This is a genomic window from Pseudomonas sp. Ost2, from assembly GCF_018326065.1.
GTDB lineage: Bacteria > Pseudomonadota > Gammaproteobacteria > Pseudomonadales > Pseudomonadaceae > Aquipseudomonas > Aquipseudomonas gingeri.
In genome coordinates this window covers 5593911-5611396 of sequence record NZ_AP021904.1, presented here as the reverse complement: position 1 = coordinate 5611396, position 17486 = coordinate 5593911, and the positions used below count along the sequence as shown (strand labels likewise).

Here is a 17486-nt window from a genome sequence, read left to right as displayed (position 1 = left end):
CTGCCCCGGTCTTCTGTTCAGGAACAAGCCGTGACCACTATCTTCTGGTACGACTACGAAACCACCGGGATCAATCCGCGCTGCGACCGCGCCTTGCAGGTGGCGGGCATCCGTACCGATGCCGAGCTCAACGAGATCGACGAACCGGTCAATCTCTACTGCCAGCCCAGCGAGGATATCCTGCCGCATCCGGCGGCCTGCATGATTACCGGCATCACCCCCTCGCAACTGGCCAGCCAGGGGCTGGCGGAAGCCGATTTCATGACCCGGGTGCACGCCCAGCTGGCGCAACCGGGAACCTGCGGCGCCGGCTACAACACCCTGCGCTTCGATGACGAGGTGACGCGCTACAGCCTGTACCGGAACTTCTTCGATCCCTACGCGCGGGAATGGCAGGGCGGCAACAGCCGCTGGGATCTGATCGACGTAGTGCGTGCCGCCTATGCACTACGTCCCCAGGGCATTGTCTGGCCGGAGGAGGACGGGCGGGTGAGCTTGAGGCTGGAGCGACTGACGGCCGCCAACGGCATCGATCATGGCCATGCCCACGAGGCCTTGTCCGATGTCCGCGCGACCATCGCCCTGGCGCGGCTGATCCGGGAAAAGCAGCCGAAGCTGTATGACTGGCTCTTCCAGTTGCGCAGCAAGCAGCGGGTGCTGGATCAGATTCGCCTGTTGCAACCGATGGTGCATATCTCCGGACGTTTTTCCGCGGCCCGCAGCTACCTGGGAGTGGTCCTGCCACTGGCCTGGCATCCGCGCAATCGCAATGCGCTGATTGTCTGCGACTTGCATCAGGATCCGCAGCCGCTGCTGGACCTGGATGCCGAATCGCTGCGCCAGCATCTGTATACCCGTCGTGAAGACATGGTGGATGGGCAATTGCCGGTGCCGCTCAAGTTGATTCACGTCAATCGCTGTCCGGTCGTGGCGCCGATGGCGGTTTTACGGGGAGAAGACCAGCAGCGCCTGCAACTCGACATGGCGCTCTATGAGGCCCGTCGCCTGCGGCTTAATGACACACAGGAAGTTTGGCGGGAGAAAGTCCAGGCGATTTATGCGGCAGAAGATTTCACCCCCAGCCAAGACCCGGAGCAGCAGTTATACGATGGTTTTTTTGGCGATCGGGACCGCCGCTTATGTGAACAAGTGCGCAACGCGGGGCCGGAGCAATTGACACGGGAGCAATGGCCTTTCGATGATGAGCGCTTGCCGGAATTATTATTCCGTTATCGCGCACGTAACTTTCCCGATACCTTGGGCGAAGAAGAGCAACAGCGTTGGCAGACATTCTGTCGGCAACGCTTGAGTGAATCGAGCTGGGGCGCGCCAAATACCCTGGCGGGATTTAGCGAAGCGCTTACGAGCTGTTTGACCAATGCCACGCCTGAGCAGGCACAAGTGCTCGGTGAATGGCAGCGCCATGCACTCTCTTTGTGCACTCGTTTTAACATTCCGCTGGATTGAGCGGGCGGCGGATTAAATCGAGGTAATAAAAAACGCCAGCAAGCTGGCGTTTTTTCTGCAGCGCAAACAGCGCCGCGACGGGTATTTCGCTTAGCCCAGCAGAGTGGCCCAGCCTTCAACCACGTCACCGCCCCACTTGGCTTTCCACTCTTTCAGAGTCTTGTGGTTGCCACCTTTGGTTTCGATGACTTCACCGTTGTGCGGGTTTTTGTATTGCTTGACCTTGCGCGCACGCTTGGTACCGGTAGTTTTTACCGCGCCGCCACGTGGGGCTTTTTCTTTGGACTGAGGGTCCAGGATCACCTGGCAGTCGCGCAGCGATTTGGCGTGCTTGGCCAGCAGGGCGCGCAGTTCTTTTTCGAATTCCATTTCTTTTTTCAGGGCGCCGTCTTTTTCCATCGCTGCCATCTGAGCTTGCAGTTCTTTGATAGCTACTTCTGTGGCGCGATATTTGTTGATCAGGGACATGAGGACTACCTTATGTGAGTCGTGTGTGACAGGGTGCAGTGTCGCAATAGTAGTCAGACAGTTTGCCCAAGTAAACAATTAAGCGAATGTTTGTTGCATTTAATTTTTGAACTTTGCAGGCGCGCGATGTGTGCCTGTTAGATGTTCTGCCCGCGACGCTTGAGAATAGTCCCACGAGTGGGCCGTTGAACTATGGAAACTGCCGGCTGCTTCAGTTGATGTCGCGAGCCTTGTCCTGCTGTCCGGGCCCGCGGGCCGCCTGTTGCAGCGCGCATTGCAAGGAATACTGCAGTTTTGCCGCGCACTCGCTAGAATGGCCGCCTTTGCGAAGTTCTGGAGTTTCCCCCTCATGCGCACTTTCCGGCTGGTGATCGCTTGCCCCGACCGCGTTGGCATCGTTGCCAAAGTCAGTAACTTTCTGGCGTCTTACAACGGTTGGATCACCGAAGCGAGCCATCACTCCGACAACCTCAGTGGCTGGTTCTTCATGCGTCACGAGATCCGTGCCGACAGCCTGCCGTTTGGCCTGGATGCTTTCCGCGAGGCATTTGCCCCGATCGCCGAAGAGTTCTCCATGACCTGGCGCATCACCGACACCGAGCAGAAGAAGCGCGTGGTCCTGATGGCCAGCCGCGAATCCCATTGCCTGGCCGACCTGCTGCACCGCTGGCACAGCGATGAGCTCGATTGCGAGATCGCCTGCGTGATTTCCAACCACAACGACTTGCGCAGCATGGTCGAGTGGCACGGTATTCCTTATTACCATGTGCCGGTGAATCCACAGGATAAGGAACCGGCCTTCGCCGAGGTGTCGCGCCTGGTCAAGCATCACGATGCCGATGTGGTGGTACTGGCGCGCTACATGCAGATCCTGCCGCCGGAACTGTGCAGCGAGTACGCGCACAAGGTGATCAATATCCACCACAGCTTCCTGCCTTCGTTCGTGGGCGCCAAGCCCTATCACCAGGCATCCCTGCGTGGGGTGAAGCTGATCGGTGCGACTTGCCACTACGTGACCGAAGAGCTGGATGCCGGCCCGATCATCGAACAGGATGTGGTACGTGTGAGCCACAGTGATAGCATCGAGGACATGGTGCGTTTCGGCCGCGATGTCGAGAAGATGGTGCTGGCCCGTGGCCTGCGCTATCACCTGGAAGACCGTGTGCTGGTGCACGGCAACAAGACCGTGGTGTTCTGACCGCCCGTCGACGGGCCTGGAGGTTTGCTGATGGGCGATCCACTCGACAAGGCCACCTCCAAGGCACCGCCGACCCTGGGGGAAGGCTGCCTGAGCCGCTATGACCCCGACGCCATGAGCAGTGAGGACGGTACCGAGTTTCCCGGTGCCGCCGAACTCTGGCGGCAGTTGCAGGAAGAGTCCGAGACGATTTCCGTCGATGTTTCCCGAGGTCCGCTAAAATCCTAGTGGCTTGTCTCAGCGACCAACCCTGGGTGACGACATGACGGATCCTGCACAACTTGTTTTCGGCGCCGACCCGGCGGGCCAACCCATTGGCCAGGCGATGCGCCTGGCCAATCGTCACGGCCTGATCGCCGGGGCCACCGGGACCGGCAAGACCGTGACCCTGCAACGCCTGGCCGAAGCCTTCAGCGATGCCGGTGTCGCGGTGTTCGCGGCGGATATCAAGGGCGATCTCTGTGGCCTGGGTGCACCGGGCAATCCCCAGGGCAAGGTGGCGGAGCGGATTGCCGGCATGTCTTGGCTGGATTACCAGGCCAGGGCCTATCCGGTGACCTTGTGGGACATCCATGGACAATCCGGGCATCCGTTGCGCACGACCCTGAGCGAAATGGGGCCGCTGCTGATCGGTGCGTTGCTGGAACTGACGGACAGCCAGCAGTCGGCCTTGTATGCCGCGTTCAAGGTGGCGGATCGCGAAGGCCTGTTGTTGCTCGACCTGAAGGATCTCAAGGCGCTGCTCAATCACCTCAAGGATCATCCCCAACTGCTGGGCGAAGACGCGGCGCTGATGACCACCGGTTCCAGTCAGGCGCTGCTGCGGCGCCTGGCGACCCTGGAACAGCAGGGCGCCGAAGCGCTGTTCGGCGAGCCGGCGCTGCAACTGGAAGATATCCTGCAGCCGGCCGGCGATGGGCGCGGACGGATTCATCTGCTCGATGCCAGTCGCCTGGTGCACGAAGCACCCAAGGTCTACGCGACGTTCCTGTTGTGGCTGCTGGCCGAGCTGTTCGAGCAACTGCCCGAGCGCGGCGATGCGGACAAGCCGCTGCTGGCGCTGTTCTTCGATGAGGCGCACCTGTTGTTCGCCGGTACCCCGAAAGCCTTGCAGGACCGCCTGGAGCAGGTGGTCCGGCTGATTCGCTCGAAGGGTGTCGGGGTGTACTTCGTCACGCAGTCGCCGGGTGACCTGCCGGATACCATCTTGGCGCAGCTGGGGTTGCGGATCCAGCACGGCCTGCGGGCCTTCACGGCGCGCGAGCAGAAGTCGCTGCGGGCGGTCGCCGAGGGCTTTCGACCCAACCCGGCCTTCGAGGCCCTGGCGGTACTGACCGAGCTGGGGATCGGCGAGGCGCTGGTGGGGACCTTGCAGGACAAGGGCACGCCGGAGATGGTCCGGCGGGTGCTGATCGCACCGCCCCAATCGCGCATCGGCCCGTTGAGCGAAGCCGAACGGGCGGCGTTGGTCGCCGGCTCGGTCCTGCTCGGTCGCTACGACAAGCCTGTCGATCGCGAGTCGGCCTATGAAATCCTGATGGCGCGCAAGGCACCGGTCAGCGAAGCTCCTGCGTCCACCGACGAAGCGACGGCGCAAGAGCCGAGCCTGGCGGACAAGGCCGGCGAGTTCCTCGGAACGGCGGCGGGGCAGGCGCTGAAGTCCGCCATGCGGCAGGCGGCCAATCAGTTGGGGCGACAGTTGGTACGTGGTCTGATGGGCTCGTTGCTCGGCGGCAACAAGCGCCGTTGAGTGCTCAGGCCTTGGGTCGGGCGTGGCTGGCCAGGCGTTCGAGGGCCGCACGCAGGTTCGGGTCGCTGATGCCGTCCGCGGTTTCCTGGATGGTCTGCGCGGCATTGATCGACAGGTCCATGGTGTGACCCACCGCGCCTTGCTGGACGGTCGGCGGTTGCACCTTGAACAGGATGCGGTTCAGGCCGATGAACACGTCGAATGCCTGCAACTGCCGTTGCAGGCGTTTTTGCTGGTAGCGCAGGCGGGTTGCCCAGTGCCCGTCGGTGACGATCAGCAGCAGGCTGCCTTCGCGCCAGGAGGCCACATGGCAGTGTTCGCGGGCCGCGGGCTGCAACTGGCTTTCCACCAGGCGCTGCAGGTGCGCGAGGCGTTGGGCATGGCCGAAAATCGCTTTCAGCGGCTTGGCCTCGCGAAGCAGGACGGCGGGTGCCCGGGCGGTGAGAGGGCGAAATGCCATGATTCAGACACCTGAAGTAACAGAGCGGCCATGGTAGCAGAAACGGGCGGGGCAGCCGGCCCCCATTGATGCAGAGCGGCTTTGCCCCTAAAGTCTGCAACCAGTTTCCGGGCTTGGTGGCTTGAAGTTCGGGAAAAAGACCTTATTTTAGAGTGGCCCCGTCAAAGCGCAGTGCCAGCATCGTGGAATAACGCCACTTTCCTCACCACCGTTTCCGGGTAGAATGCTCGTTCGCATGCGGCCATGAGGGCTGCTCGGGCGACTCACGGGGCCGCCCTCCATCCCTATGTGTGGAAGAACCTGCCGATATGTTTGCGCCTTTGTTAAAGAAACTTTTTGGAAGCAAGAACGAGCGTGAAGTCAAACGCATGCTCAAGACGGTACAGATCGTCAATGCCTTCGAAGAGCAAATGGTGGCCCTTTCGGATGAGCAATTGCGCGCCAAGACCGAAGAGTTCAAGGCCCGCTTAGCCAAAGGTGAAACCCTCGACAAGATCCTGCCGGAAGCTTTCGCGGTCGCCCGTGAAGCCGGCAAGCGTGTCATGGGCATGCGCCACTTCGACGTCCAGTTGATCGGTGGCATGACCTTGCACGAAGGCATGATCGCGGAGATGCGTACCGGTGAGGGCAAGACCCTGGTAGCAACCCTGGGCGTCTACCTCAACGCGCTGTCCGGCAAGGGCGTGCACGTGGTGACGGTGAACGACTACCTGGCCCGCCGCGACGCCAACTGGATGCGTCCTCTCTATGAGTTCCTCGGCCTGACGGTCGGCGTGGTCACGCCTTTCCAGCCACCGGAAGAGAAGCGCGCGGCCTATGCCGCCGATATCACCTACGGCACCAACAACGAATTCGGTTTCGACTACCTGCGCGACAACATGGCGTTCAGCATGGAAGAGAAGTTCCAGCGCGAGCTGAACTTCGCCGTGATCGACGAAGTCGACTCCATCCTGATCGACGAAGCCCGTACCCCGCTGATCATCTCCGGCCAGGCCGAAGACAGCTCGCGCCTGTACACCGAGATCAACAAACTGATCCCGCGCCTGACCCAGCACATCGAGGAAGTCGAAGGCGTGGTGACCAAGGAAGGTCACTTCAGCATCGACGAGAAGACCCGCCAGGTCGAGTTGAACGAAGCCGGCCACCAGTTCATCGAAGAGATGCTGACCCAGGTCGGCCTCCTGGCCGAAGGCGAGAGCCTGTACTCGGCGCATAACCTGGGCCTGTTGACCCACGTCTATGCCGGCCTGCGCGCGCACAAGCTGTTCCACCGCAACGTCGAATACATCGTGCAGGATGGCCAGGTGGTCCTGGTCGACGAGCACACCGGTCGTACCATGCCGGGCCGTCGCCTGTCCGAAGGCCTGCACCAGGCCATCGAAGCCAAGGAAAACCTCAATATCCAGGCCGAAAGCCAGACCCTGGCGTCGACCACGTTCCAGAACTACTTCCGTCTCTACACCAAGCTGTCCGGCATGACCGGTACGGCCGACACCGAAGCGTTCGAGTTCCACCAGATCTATGGTCTGTCGGTGATGGTCATCCCGCCGAACAAGCCGCTGGCGCGCAAGGACTACAACGACCTGGTGTTCCTGACCGCCGAAGAGAAGTACACGGCGATCATTGCCGACATCGAGGAGTCCCTGAAGCAGGGACGTCCGGTGCTGGTGGGTACCGCGACCATCGAAACCTCCGAGCACATGTCCAACCTGCTCAACCAGAAAGGTATCGAGCACAAGGTCCTGAATGCCAAGTTCCACGAAAAGGAAGCGGAAATCATTGCCCAGGCCGGTCGTCCAGGGGCGCTGACCATTGCCACCAACATGGCCGGTCGCGGTACCGACATCCTGCTGGGCGGCAACTGGGAAGTCGAAGTGGCTTCCCTGGAAAACCCGACGCCGGAGCAGATCGCCCAGATCAAGGCCGACTGGCAGAAGCGTCACCAGCAGGTGCTCGAATCGGGCGGCCTGCAGGTCATCGCATCCGAGCGTCACGAATCGCGCCGTATCGACAACCAGTTGCGTGGTCGTGCCGGTCGCCAGGGTGACGCCGGTTCCAGTCGTTTCTACCTGTCCCTGGAAGACAGCCTGATGCGTATCTTCGCCTCCGACCGGGTGAAGAACTTCATGAAGGCCCTGGGCATGCAGCCTGGCGAGGCGATCGAGCACCGCATGGTGACCAACGCCATCGAAAAGGCCCAGCGCAAGGTCGAAGGCCGCAACTTCGACATCCGCAAGCAATTGCTCGAATTCGACGACGTCAACAACGAACAGCGTAAAGTGATCTATCACATGCGCAACACGTTGCTGGCGGCCGACAATATCGGCGAAACCATCTCCGATTTCCGCCAGGATGTGCTCAACGCCACTGTCAGCGCGCACATTCCGCCGCAGTCGCTGCCGGAGCAGTGGGACGTCGCCGGGCTCGAAGCAGCCCTGGAAAACGATTTCGGCGTGAAGCTGCCGATCCAGCAATGGCTCGACGAAGACGATCACCTGTACGAGGAAACCCTGCGCGAGAAGCTCCTGAACGAGCTGCTGGCGGCGTACAACGAGAAGGAAGAGCAGGCCAGCGCCGAAGCGTTGCGGACCTTCGAGAAGCAGATCGTGCTGCGGGTGCTGGACGACCTGTGGAAAGACCACCTGTCGACCATGGACCACCTGCGCCACGGTATCCACCTGCGCGGCTATGCCCAGAAGAACCCGAAGCAGGAGTACAAGCGCGAGTCGTTCACGCTGTTCTCCGAACTGCTCGATTCGATCAAGCGCGACTCGATCCGTGTGCTGTCCCACGTGCAGGTACGCCGCGAAGATCCGATCGAGGAAGAAGCCCGCCTGCGCCAGGAAGCCGAAGCCCTGGCCCAGCGCATGCAGTTCCAGCACGCCGAAGCGCCTGGCCTGGAAGAGCCGGAAGTGCTGGGCGAGGAGGTTGATGTCGCCCTGGCCGCCGCTCCGGTCCGCAACGAGCAGAAGCTGGGCCGCAACGAACTGTGCTACTGCGGTTCGGGCAAGAAGTACAAGCATTGCCACGGGCAGATCAGCTAAGGTTCCTGTTGACCCCTGAACTACCGCGCCGCGACCGGCTTCAGCCGTCGCGGCGTTTTTCCATTTGAAACACTGTCCCTTTTGCCGGCAGTGCAGACATCACATTGAACATTGATAGGAGCGCATTCATGGCTGTTGGTCTTGGTCCGTTGCCAACGTTGCACCCGGTTGCCGGTTTTGAACTCGGTATCGCCTCGGCGGGTATCAAGCGCCCGGGGCGCAAGGATGTCGTGGTCATGCGCTGTGCCGAAGGCTCCACCGTGGCCGGCGTGTTCACCCTGAACGCGTTCTGCGCCGCGCCGGTGATCCTGGCCAAACAGCGCGTCCAGGGGCCGGTGCGCTACCTGTTGACCAACACCGGCAACGCCAACGCCGGCACCGGTGAGCCCGGTCTGGTTGCCGCGGCACGCACCTGTGCCAGACTGGCCGAACTGGCGGGCGTCGATGCCAATGCCGTGCTGCCCTATTCCACCGGCGTGATCGGCGAGCCATTGCCGGTCGAGAAGATCGAAGGTGCCCTGCAGGCCGCCCTGGACGACCTGTCCGTGGACAACTGGGCCGCTGCCGCTACCGGCATCATGACCACCGACACCTTGCCCAAGGGCGCTAGCCGCCAGTTCCAGCACGACGGCGTCACCGTCACCGTGACCGGCATCAGCAAGGGCGCCGGCATGATCCGGCCGAACATGGCGACCATGCTCGGTTACATCGCCACGGACGCCAAAGTCTCCCGCGAAGTCCTGCAGAATCTCATGCTCGACGGCGCCAACAAGTCGTTCAACCGCATCACCATCGATGGCGATACCTCGACCAACGATTGCTGCATGCTGATCGCCACCGGCCAGGCCAGGCTGCCGGAAATCACCGAAGCCAGCGGTCCGCTGTTCGCGGCCCTGAAGCAGGCGGTATTCGAAGTCTGCATGGAAGTGGCCCAGGCGATTGTCCGTGACGGCGAAGGCGCGACCAAGTTCGTCACTGTCGAAGTCAACGGCGGCGGCACTCACCAGGAATGCCTGGATGTGGGCTACACCGTGGCCCATTCGCCACTGATCAAGACCGCGCTGTTCGCCTCCGATCCGAACTGGGGCCGTATCCTGGCTGCGGTCGGTCGTGCCGGTGTCGCGGACCTCGATGTGAGCAAGATCGATGTGTTCCTCGGCGAGGTCTGCATCGCCAGTCGTGGTGCCCGTGCCTCGACCTATACCGAGGAGCAGGGCTCGGCGGTGATGGCTCGCGAGGAAATCACCATTCGTATCGAACTGGGACGTGGTGCCTGCAGCGAAACCATCTGGACCACCGACCTGTCCCACGAATACGTGAAGATCAACGCGGAATACCGCACGTAAGTACGACTTCCCCCTGTAGGGGCCAGTTCTGTCAGGTGCGGATTTATAGGAGCTTTCAGCGTGAAACGCGTACATGTGGCCGCGGCCGTTATTCGAGGCAACGATGGGCGGATCCTGATCGCCCGGCGTGCCGATTCCCAGCACCAGGGCGGTCTGTGGGAGTTCCCCGGCGGCAAGGTCGAGGAGGGCGAAGCGGTAGCGGTCGCCCTGGCCCGTGAGCTGCGGGAGGAACTGGGTATCGTGGTGACCACGGCCCGGCCCTTGATCAAGGTGCGCCACGACTATCCGGACAAGCAGGTGCTGCTGGACGTCTGGGAGGTTTCGGCCTTTACTGGCGAACCCCATGGTGCCGAAGGCCAGCCGCTGGCCTGGGTCACGCAGCGGGAGCTGGCGGACTACGAGTTCCCGGCGGCCAACCAGCCGATCATCGCGGCGGCCCGTCTGCCGGGCGAGTACCTGATCACGCCGGAAGGCCTGGAGACGCCGGAGCTGTTGCGGGGTATCCAGAAGGCGATTGCCGGCGGGATCAAGCTGGTCCAGCTGCGTGCGCCGAACGGTTATGACCCGAAGTACCGCGACCTGGCGGTGGATGCGGTGGGTTTGTGTGCCGGCAAGGCGCAACTGATGCTCAAGGGGCCGTTCGAGTGGCTGGGTGATTTCCCTTCGGCCGGCTGGCATATCACGGCGGCGCAGTTGCGCAAGTACGCCAGTGCCGGTCGCCCATTGCCCGCGGATCGCTGGTTGGCGGCTTCGTGCCATAACGCTGAAGAGCTGGCCTTGGCCGAGCAGATGGGCGTGGATTTCGTCACCCTGTCGCCGGTCCAGCCGACCCTGACCCATCCCGATGCGCAGCCCCTGGGCTGGGAACAGGCGCAGCAGCTGATCGGTGGCTTCAACCGACCGGTGTATCTGTTGGGGGGCGTTGGCCCGCAGGAACAGCCGCGTGCCTGGGAAGCCGGTGCACAGGGCGTGGCCGGCATCCGGGCGTTCTGGCCGCAGTAATCAGGGCCGCGGCTTCCCTTGTAGGCGCTGGCTTGCCAGCGATGGCGCCCGGTCAATCGATACACGACCTCAGGGCCTCATCGCCGGCAAGCCGGCTCCTGCGGCGGGTTAGTGGGAGACCGGCTTCTTCGCCGCCTCCCACAATATCTCCGCAATCTTCTCGCGCCGCGCAATCAGGCGTGCCGCCACGAACAGCAGATCCGACAGTCGATTGATATAGGCCAGACCGACCCCGCTCAAGGGTTCCAAAGCGTTGAGCTGCTGGCAACGGCGCTCCGCGCTGCGTGCCTGACTACGGCAGACATGGGCTTGGGCAATCAGCATCGAGCCGCCTGGCAGGATAAAGTTCTCCAGTGGCCCGAGTTCCTCGTTCCAACGATCGATGGCCGCTTCCAGTCGGTCGATTTCGCTTTTGTTCAGCGCCTGGTACTCCGGCATGGCCAGCTCGCCGCCGAGGTCGAACAGCCGATGCTGGCAAGGTGCGAGCACTTCGATCAGTTCCTCCAGTTCCGGGTGGATGACCACCAGTTCCGCCAGGCCCGCCAATAGCAGGCCGAGCTGGCTGTTGAGGCTGTCGACTTCACCGATGGCTTCGATCCGCGGATGGTCCTTGGGCACGCGACGACCATCGCCCAGCCCGGTTTCGCCGGCGTCACCGGTCCTTGTGTAAATCTTCGACAGGCGAAAACCCATGGTTACAGCTCCGTTTGGTTCAGTACGGGAAGGGTGGCCTGGCTACCGGCCAGCGGCAGGCGCAGGGTGAAGCAGGTGCCCTGGCCAAGGGTCGATTGCACTTCCATCTGGCCCTTGTGGTTGTTGGTGATGATGAAATAGGAAACCGACAGCCCCAGCCCTGTGCCCTGGCCGATCTCCTTGGTGGTGAAGAAGGGTTCGAAAGTGCGCTTGCGGATGTTCTCCGACATGCCGATGCCGTTGTCCTCGACCTGGATTTCCGCCCAGGGCGGGTTCAGCCGGGTGCGCAAGGTGATACGCCCGGGCTCGCGGTCGTCATCGCGCTGGTGGATGGCCTGGGCGGCGTTTTTCAGCAGGTTCAACAGCACTTGTTCCAGTTCGTTGGCGGTGCCGGGGACCGGCCCCAGCTGCGGGTCGAACTGGCGGATGATGGCTTGTCCCTTGAAGTCGAAGCCGATGGCCAGGTCGAAGTCGTTGCCGGCGATTTCCACGGCCTGGTCGATCAGCGCCGGCAGGTCGCACGGGGCCATTTCCCGGTTGCTGCGGCGGCTGAAGCTGAGCATGTGGGTGACGATCTTTGCCGCCCGTGCCCCGGCCTGCTGGATGCCGTCGAGCAGTTGCGGGACTTCGCGGCTTGTCAGGTACTGGTTGACGGTGTCCAGGTCGATTCCGGCCTGTTCGGCGTACTCGAGGTTCTTCGGCAGATCCGAGGACAGGCGCCGGCGGATGTTCTGCACGTTGTGCAGGATCGCCCCCAGCGGATTGTTGATCTCGTGGGCCATGCCGGCGGCGAGTCCGCCGACCGAAAGCATCTTTTCCGACTGCACCATCATTTCTTCCAGGGACAGGCGCTGGGTGATGTCGTCGATGCGGATCACCACGCCGCGGCCGGCACCGCCCATCAGCGGGTAGAAGGTCAGGGCATAGTGGCGGGCCTCGTCGTCCTTGATCCAGGTGACGCGCTCGATCTTCGCCACGCTGTGTTGTTCGACGGTGTCCTTGAGCTGGGGCAGAAAGGGTTTCAACGGCTCGAAGGCGAGGAAGATCGGCTGGTTCAGCGCCTCGTCCAGGCGGGTTCCGGAGAGTGCGCTGGCCTCCTGGTTCCACTGGGTGACGTAAAGCTGCTCGTCCAGGGCGATCAGCGCCGAGGGCATGGAGTCGATGATGCTGTTGAGGTAGTTCTGGAAACCGGTGAGTTTTTTCTCGATCTTGCTGCGGACCTGGACCTCGAGTTCCAGCTTGCGGTTGGTATGCCGGGTTTCCTCGGCAAGGCCCTGGGCCTGGTCATAGGCGGCCTGGGAATCGTCACGGGCGCGCTTGAGCTGCTGCTCGCGGGCTTCGATGCGCGAGAGCATGGTGTTGAAGGCCTCGGCCAGGCTGCCGATTTCATCGTGATTGCCCCGTGATGCCCGCAGCGAGTAATTCTCCTCACGGGTCACCTGGCGCGACAACTCTTCCAGTTCGTGGATCGGCCGGGTGATCAGCCGCTTGATCTGCCGGGCAATGATCAGCCACAGCAGGACGCTGAAGATCAGGATGCCCAGGCTGGCGGTCAGGGTCCCGGTATAGAAGGCCACCGGCAACTCGCTGCTGGCCACCAGCAGCAGGTGGCCGGGCGCCTGGCCCGGACGGGGCATGTCGATCACCTGGTTGCTGCGAAACTCGGTCAGGCGCCAGGCTTCGATATGTCGATAGCGTTCCGGCAGCTTCAGGCGGTCACCGTGTTGCAACTGGGCCAGCCGATCACCCTTGCTGTCGTAGATGGCGGCGGCCCGCAGGGGGGAATAGGTGTTGAGTTCCTTGAGCAGGGTCTCGGCATTGGCGGTGGAGTCCAGGGCCTGGCTGGCCAGGGCCGGGTTGGACACGAGCCGGCCGATGGTCTGCAAGGCCTGGGGGCCATGCTTTCCTGGGAAATCCAGTAGGCCGCGCTGATAAAGGTCAGGTTGGCCACCAGCAGTACGGTGGTCAGCAGCACCAGCAGGGCCGCCAGGAGTTTCTGGCCGACCGGCAGGTTTTCTAGGCGCTGGCGCAAAGGCATTGCAGATCCTGTTTGGCAAGGGATGAAGAGGGCGGGCATCGATCGCGCCGACCGTGAATGAGTGTATCAAACCGTCGGTTTTTACCACGGCCTTTTGCCAAAGGTGCGAACTGAACGGGTCGACGGTTGCTTTCCCGCGTTGTAAGTTGCCTGGGCGATGCGATCACAGTTCGATAAGAAAACATCAAGAACCGGGTTCAGGGAGAAAAATGACCATGGGGTTTCATTTCAAGCGTGCGGCACTGGCGGGGCTTGCCATGGGGGTGGCGCTGGCGACAGGCGCGCCTCAGGCACTGGCCGAGGTCAACAAGCCGGTCCATGACAAGGCCGAGCACTACAAGGAAGACGGTTTGAAGCTACTGGAGCGGCTGGTCAATATCGACTCGGGGTCGGGCTACGAGCCGGGCCTGAAGCAGGTCCGGGCCATCGTCACCGAAGAACTGAAAAAGCTCGGGGCAAGTATCGAGACCTTTCCCGCCACGCCGGAGCCGGGCGAGAGCATCGTGGCGACCCTCAAGGGCAACGGCAAGGCGCGGATCCTGTTGATGGCGCACATGGACACGGTGTTCAAGGAAGGCACGGCGACAGCCAAGCCTTTCTATATCAAGGACGGGCGCGCCTACGGGCCGGGCGTCATGGATGACAAGGGCGGTATCGTCGCCGGTCTATATGCGTTGAAAATCCTCCAGGACCTGGACTTCAAGAACTACGCGAAAATCACCTTCCTGCTCGATACCAACGAGGAAACCGGCTCCAAGGGCACCACCGAACTGATTCAGCGGGTAGCCAGGGAGCACGATGTGACGTTGAACCTGGAGCCCGGTCGCCCGGCCGACGGCCTGGTGATCTGGCGCAAGGGCAGCGGCACGGCGGTGGTGGAGGTCAAGGGCAAGTCGGCCCATGCCGGCGTGGCCCCGGACAGCGGCCGCAATGCCGCGATGGAAGCCGCGCACCAGATTCTCCAGTTGGGCAAGCTGGGGGATCCGGAGAAGCAGACCACGGTCAACTTCACGGTGCTCAAGGCCGGTGACCGGGTCAATGTGATCCCGGATTCAGCCGTTGCCAAGGCCGATGTCCGGGTGCTGGTGCCGGAGGAGTTCGACCGGGTCGAGCGCGACCTGGCCAAGGTCTCGACCAGCAAGTTGATTGCCGACACCGAGGTCAAGACCAGCCTGCTCCGTGGCTTGCCGCCGATGCCGCCAACGCCGGCCCAGGATGCCCTGGCGGCCAAGGCGCAGGCGATCTATGGCGAAATCGGCCGCAAGCTGACCCTGGAAGGCAGTGGTGGTGCGGCTGATGCGAGCCTGTCGGCTGCGGTGGGGACGGCGACACTGGATGGTTTCGGCATCGTCGGCGGTGGTATTCACACCGAGGATGAATATGCCGAGGTCGAGAGCGTGGTGCCGCGTTTCTATCTGCTGACCCGGATGTTGATGGAAATCAGCCGGTAAAACCGCCGCATCCGTTCACGGATTGCTCAGGTGGCGGGCAATCCGCGGGCGGCAAGGTGCGCGACCAGGCGGTCCCGCAACTGGTTCAGGTGGGGTAGGTTCAGGTGATGGCGTGCCGCCGCCGCGCAGGCGTAGCCCAGCAGGTAGCTGATCTCGGTACGCCTGCCCTGGGCGACGTCCTGGTACATGGAGGAGTAGTTCGCCGCCGTGGCCTGGATGACCCGTTCCACTTCGCTGTGCAGGTCCTGTGCGGCCGCGGGTTGGCCGCAGCATTCCAGCAGTTCCGTCAGCTCGCCGCAGAGGGTCGCCACTTCGCAGTGGTGATCCTGCAGGCCGCCGTTACGGCAGCCATGCAGCACCGTCAGCGGGTTGATGGCGCAGTTCAGCGCCAGCTTGCGCCAGAGCCGGGTGAGGATCTGTGTGTTCCATTCATGGGGAATGCCGGCCAGGGTCAGATCGTCGAGCCAGTAGGGTGGCTGGGGATGGGCGATATCACCCAGCCAGGTAAAGCCGTGTCCGGCAAACACGACCCGCCAGTCGCGATCGCGAAAGGCACCTTCGGTGCTGGAGGCAAAGATGCAGCGCGCCTTGGGCGCCAGCGCCGCGACGGCATCCTGGCTGCCCAGGCCGTTCTGCAGCAGGACCAGTTCGGCATTTTCGACCAGGCGTGGGGCCAGCCGGGCCACGGCGGCCTCTGCGTCATAGGCCTTGCAGGCGACCAGCAGGCGGCTGATGGGCTCGGCGGTGTCAACGGTCTGGGCGGGAATGGCGAGGCGATGCTCCCGGCCCTGTTCGACCAGGGTCAGGCCACCGCTGGCTGTGTAGGCGGCCAGGCGCTCCGGGTCGCGCAGGATCAGCGTCACGGGCAGCCCCGCGCGCGCCAGGCGGGTGGCCCACAGGCTGCCCAGGCTGCCGGCGCCAAGGACGTGCCAGGGGGTGGCCATCAGCTGCGGGCCGGCAGGCGTTTGGCGCTGACCACGCCATCGGCATAGGATTCGGTCAGCAGGCGGGCGGCCTCATCGAACAGGGTTTGCTGGTCCAGCGGGAAGCATTTGCTGTCCAGGCCCACCAGGCTGATGCCGGCCTTCAGTTCGATAGGCCCGGCGTTGGTCATGAAAGGCTTGAGGTTCAACCCGTCATACAGGCGCTTGAAGCTGCTGGGGGCGCAATCCTGGAGGTCCGGCGGCATGGTCATCAGGACGAAATGCTGGTCGTCCAGGCGTGCCAGCACATCCAGCGGGCGCACCAGTTGTTGCAGGCGCCGGGCAATGCCCTGCAGCAACTCGTCGTAGAAGTCGTTGCCATGCTGGCGTTGCAGCTCGTTCGCCTGTTCCACCCCGATCAGCAGGTAGCAGATGGCGCCGCCACGGGCCTGCACCTGGCGCAGGCTGTCGGTTAGTTTCTGGCGCAGGTAGCGGGCATTGCCCAGGCCGGTCAGGGAGTCGACGAGATTGCGTTGTTCGAGGCTGGCGATGTTCTGGCGCAGCAGGCGGTTTTCCTGGCGCAGCCGCTGCAGGGTGCTGCATTGGCGATCGGCGGCCAGTACCCGGGTCAGCAGCAGGCGCTCGATATCGCCGGGGGCGATCAGGTCGTCGATATCGTTGTCCGACGCATCGTCGAGCAACGTGAGCGCAGGTTCGGCGCTGATGAGGAGCACATAGGTATAGTGATCGTTCATCTCGTCGCGCTGTCTGACCTTTGCCGCCAGCTTGAGGCCGGCGGCCCCGGCACAGACCACCACGCTGGCGGCTCGCTGGTCGAGTTGTTCCAGTGCCAGCACGGCGTCGTTGGCCTGGCGTATATCCTGGTAACCCGCACGCTGGAGGCTGCTGCCAAAGGCACTGCTCACCAGCTGACCGTCACTCACCAGCAAAATGCTCAGATCCGGGTTAGGCATGGGTGGCTCGCAAGTGAATGAGTGGGAAGAACCGTTATAATGCTCGCGGATTTTAACCGTCAAACCAGGCGCGCTCCATCGGTATCGAGCTGCGCCGACCTTATTTTGGAGAAATGACATGCCGTCGTTCGACGTGGTATCCGAACTGGACAAACACGAAGTCACCAACGCCGTCGAGAACGCCGTCAAGGAGCTGGATCGTCGCTATGACCTGAAGGGCAAGGGCAGCTTCGAATTCAAGGAAAAGGACCTGGCCGTCAACCTGACCGCCGAGGCCGAGTTCCAGCTGGAGGCGATGATCGAGATCCTGAAGCTGGCCCTGGCCAAGCGCAAGATCGACGTGAAGTGCCTTGAGGTCAAGGACGCCTATGCATCCGGCAAGCTGATGAAGCAGGAAGCGACCTTGAAGGAAGGCATCGACAAGGAAATGGCGAAGAAGATCGTCGCCCATATCAAGGACGCCAAGCTGAAAGTACAGGCGGCGATCCAGGGCGAACAGGTACGGGTGACCGGCAAGAAGCGTGACGACCTGCAGGAAGCCATTGCCAACCTGCGTGCCAAGGAATTCGACATGCCGCTGCAATTCAACAACTTCCGCGACTGATCCAGCCTGTCAGGGAACCTCTGGAAGTTATCGGCGTCGGAGGGCCCAGGCACGGCGAAACGGTTGGG

The 17486-nt window shown here is 62.6% G+C and carries 14 protein-coding genes and 1 pseudogene; 9 read left to right on the top strand and 6 right to left on the bottom strand.

Annotated elements, in window-relative coordinates:
• Positions 1–30: 30 nt before the first annotated feature.
• On the top strand, positions 31–1467 hold the full coding sequence (sbcB, locus tag KI243_RS24715; RefSeq protein ID WP_212810009.1) for an exodeoxyribonuclease I: 1437 nt from the start codon (positions 31–33) through the stop codon (positions 1465–1467).
• A gap of 90 nt (positions 1468–1557) precedes the next feature.
• Here the strand turns inward: sbcB and mvaT are convergent, their stop codons facing one another.
• Positions 1558–1935, bottom strand: a complete 378-nt coding sequence (mvaT, locus tag KI243_RS24710; RefSeq protein ID WP_017124310.1) for a histone-like nucleoid-structuring protein MvaT — start codon at positions 1933–1935, stop codon at positions 1558–1560.
• A 349-nt stretch (positions 1936–2284) separates the two neighbouring features.
• Here mvaT and purU point away from each other — a divergent pair, with 349 nt between their 5' ends.
• From purU to KI243_RS24695, 3 genes are read left to right on the top strand one after another with little or no spacing between them, the layout of a single operon-like run.
• Positions 2285–3133, top strand: coding sequence for a formyltetrahydrofolate deformylase (gene purU / locus KI243_RS24705; protein WP_042934597.1), 849 nt, complete (start codon positions 2285–2287; stop codon positions 3131–3133).
• A gap of 30 nt (positions 3134–3163) precedes the next feature.
• Positions 3164–3361 (top strand): hypothetical protein, encoded by a 198-nt coding sequence (locus tag KI243_RS24700; RefSeq protein ID WP_017124308.1) that lies wholly within the window; start codon positions 3164–3166, stop codon positions 3359–3361.
• 34 nt (positions 3362–3395) lie between these two features.
• The gene (locus KI243_RS24695; RefSeq protein ID WP_212810008.1) at positions 3396–4883 is read left to right on the top strand and encodes a helicase HerA-like domain-containing protein; all 1488 of its coding nucleotides are present in this window, start codon (positions 3396–3398) and stop codon (positions 4881–4883) included.
• Positions 4884–4887: 4 nt separating this feature from the next.
• On the opposite strand, the gene KI243_RS24690 is transcribed toward KI243_RS24695, so the two are convergent.
• Positions 4888–5343, bottom strand: a complete 456-nt coding sequence (locus KI243_RS24690; RefSeq protein ID WP_017124306.1) for a DciA family protein — start codon at positions 5341–5343, stop codon at positions 4888–4890.
• A 308-nt stretch (positions 5344–5651) separates the two neighbouring features.
• On the opposite strand from KI243_RS24690, the gene secA reads away from it, so the two are divergent.
• From secA to KI243_RS24675, 3 genes are all read left to right on the top strand, one after another.
• Positions 5652–8387 carry a preprotein translocase subunit SecA gene (gene secA / locus KI243_RS24685; protein WP_212810007.1) on the top strand — a complete coding sequence of 912 codons (2736 nt, stop codon included), beginning with the start codon at positions 5652–5654 and terminating at the stop codon, positions 8385–8387.
• Positions 8388–8515: 128 nt separating this feature from the next.
• Complete coding sequence (gene argJ, locus KI243_RS24680; protein ID WP_177108733.1) at positions 8516–9733, top strand: bifunctional glutamate N-acetyltransferase/amino-acid acetyltransferase ArgJ; 1218 nt, start codon at positions 8516–8518, stop codon at positions 9731–9733.
• Positions 9734–9793: 60 nt separating this feature from the next.
• Complete coding sequence (locus tag KI243_RS24675) at positions 9794–10735, top strand: Nudix family hydrolase (protein ID WP_212810006.1); 942 nt, start codon at positions 9794–9796, stop codon at positions 10733–10735.
• A gap of 108 nt (positions 10736–10843) precedes the next feature.
• Here KI243_RS24675 and KI243_RS24670 read toward each other — a convergent pair whose 3' ends face one another.
• Both KI243_RS24670 and KI243_RS24665 read right to left on the bottom strand, forming a co-directional pair.
• Complete coding sequence (locus tag KI243_RS24670; protein ID WP_212810005.1) at positions 10844–11428, bottom strand: cob(I)yrinic acid a,c-diamide adenosyltransferase; 585 nt, start codon at positions 11426–11428, stop codon at positions 10844–10846.
• A gap of 2 nt (positions 11429–11430) precedes the next feature.
• Positions 11431–13466: pseudogene (locus KI243_RS24665) on the bottom strand (ATP-binding protein).
• A 215-nt stretch (positions 13467–13681) separates the two neighbouring features.
• On the opposite strand from KI243_RS24665, the gene KI243_RS24660 reads away from it, so the two are divergent.
• A complete protein-coding gene (locus KI243_RS24660; RefSeq protein ID WP_212810004.1) occupies positions 13682–14917 on the top strand; it encodes a M20/M25/M40 family metallo-hydrolase in 1236 nt (411 codons plus the stop codon).
• Between the two features lie 26 nt (positions 14918–14943).
• Here the strand turns inward: KI243_RS24660 and KI243_RS24655 are convergent, their stop codons facing one another.
• Together KI243_RS24655 and KI243_RS24650 are read right to left on the bottom strand one after the other, a co-directional pair.
• A complete protein-coding gene (locus KI243_RS24655; RefSeq protein WP_212810003.1) occupies positions 14944–15861 on the bottom strand; it encodes a putative 2-dehydropantoate 2-reductase in 918 nt (305 codons plus the stop codon).
• Positions 15861–16814 carry a diguanylate cyclase gene (locus KI243_RS24650; protein WP_177119756.1) on the bottom strand — a complete coding sequence of 318 codons (954 nt, stop codon included), beginning with the start codon at positions 16812–16814 and terminating at the stop codon, positions 15861–15863. The genes KI243_RS24655 and KI243_RS24650 overlap by 1 nt, the downstream gene beginning before the upstream one ends.
• A gap of 118 nt (positions 16815–16932) precedes the next feature.
• Between KI243_RS24650 and KI243_RS24645 the strand changes: the two genes are divergently transcribed.
• Complete coding sequence (locus tag KI243_RS24645; protein ID WP_177119757.1) at positions 16933–17418, top strand: YajQ family cyclic di-GMP-binding protein; 486 nt, start codon at positions 16933–16935, stop codon at positions 17416–17418.
• Positions 17419–17486 lie beyond the last annotated feature (68 nt).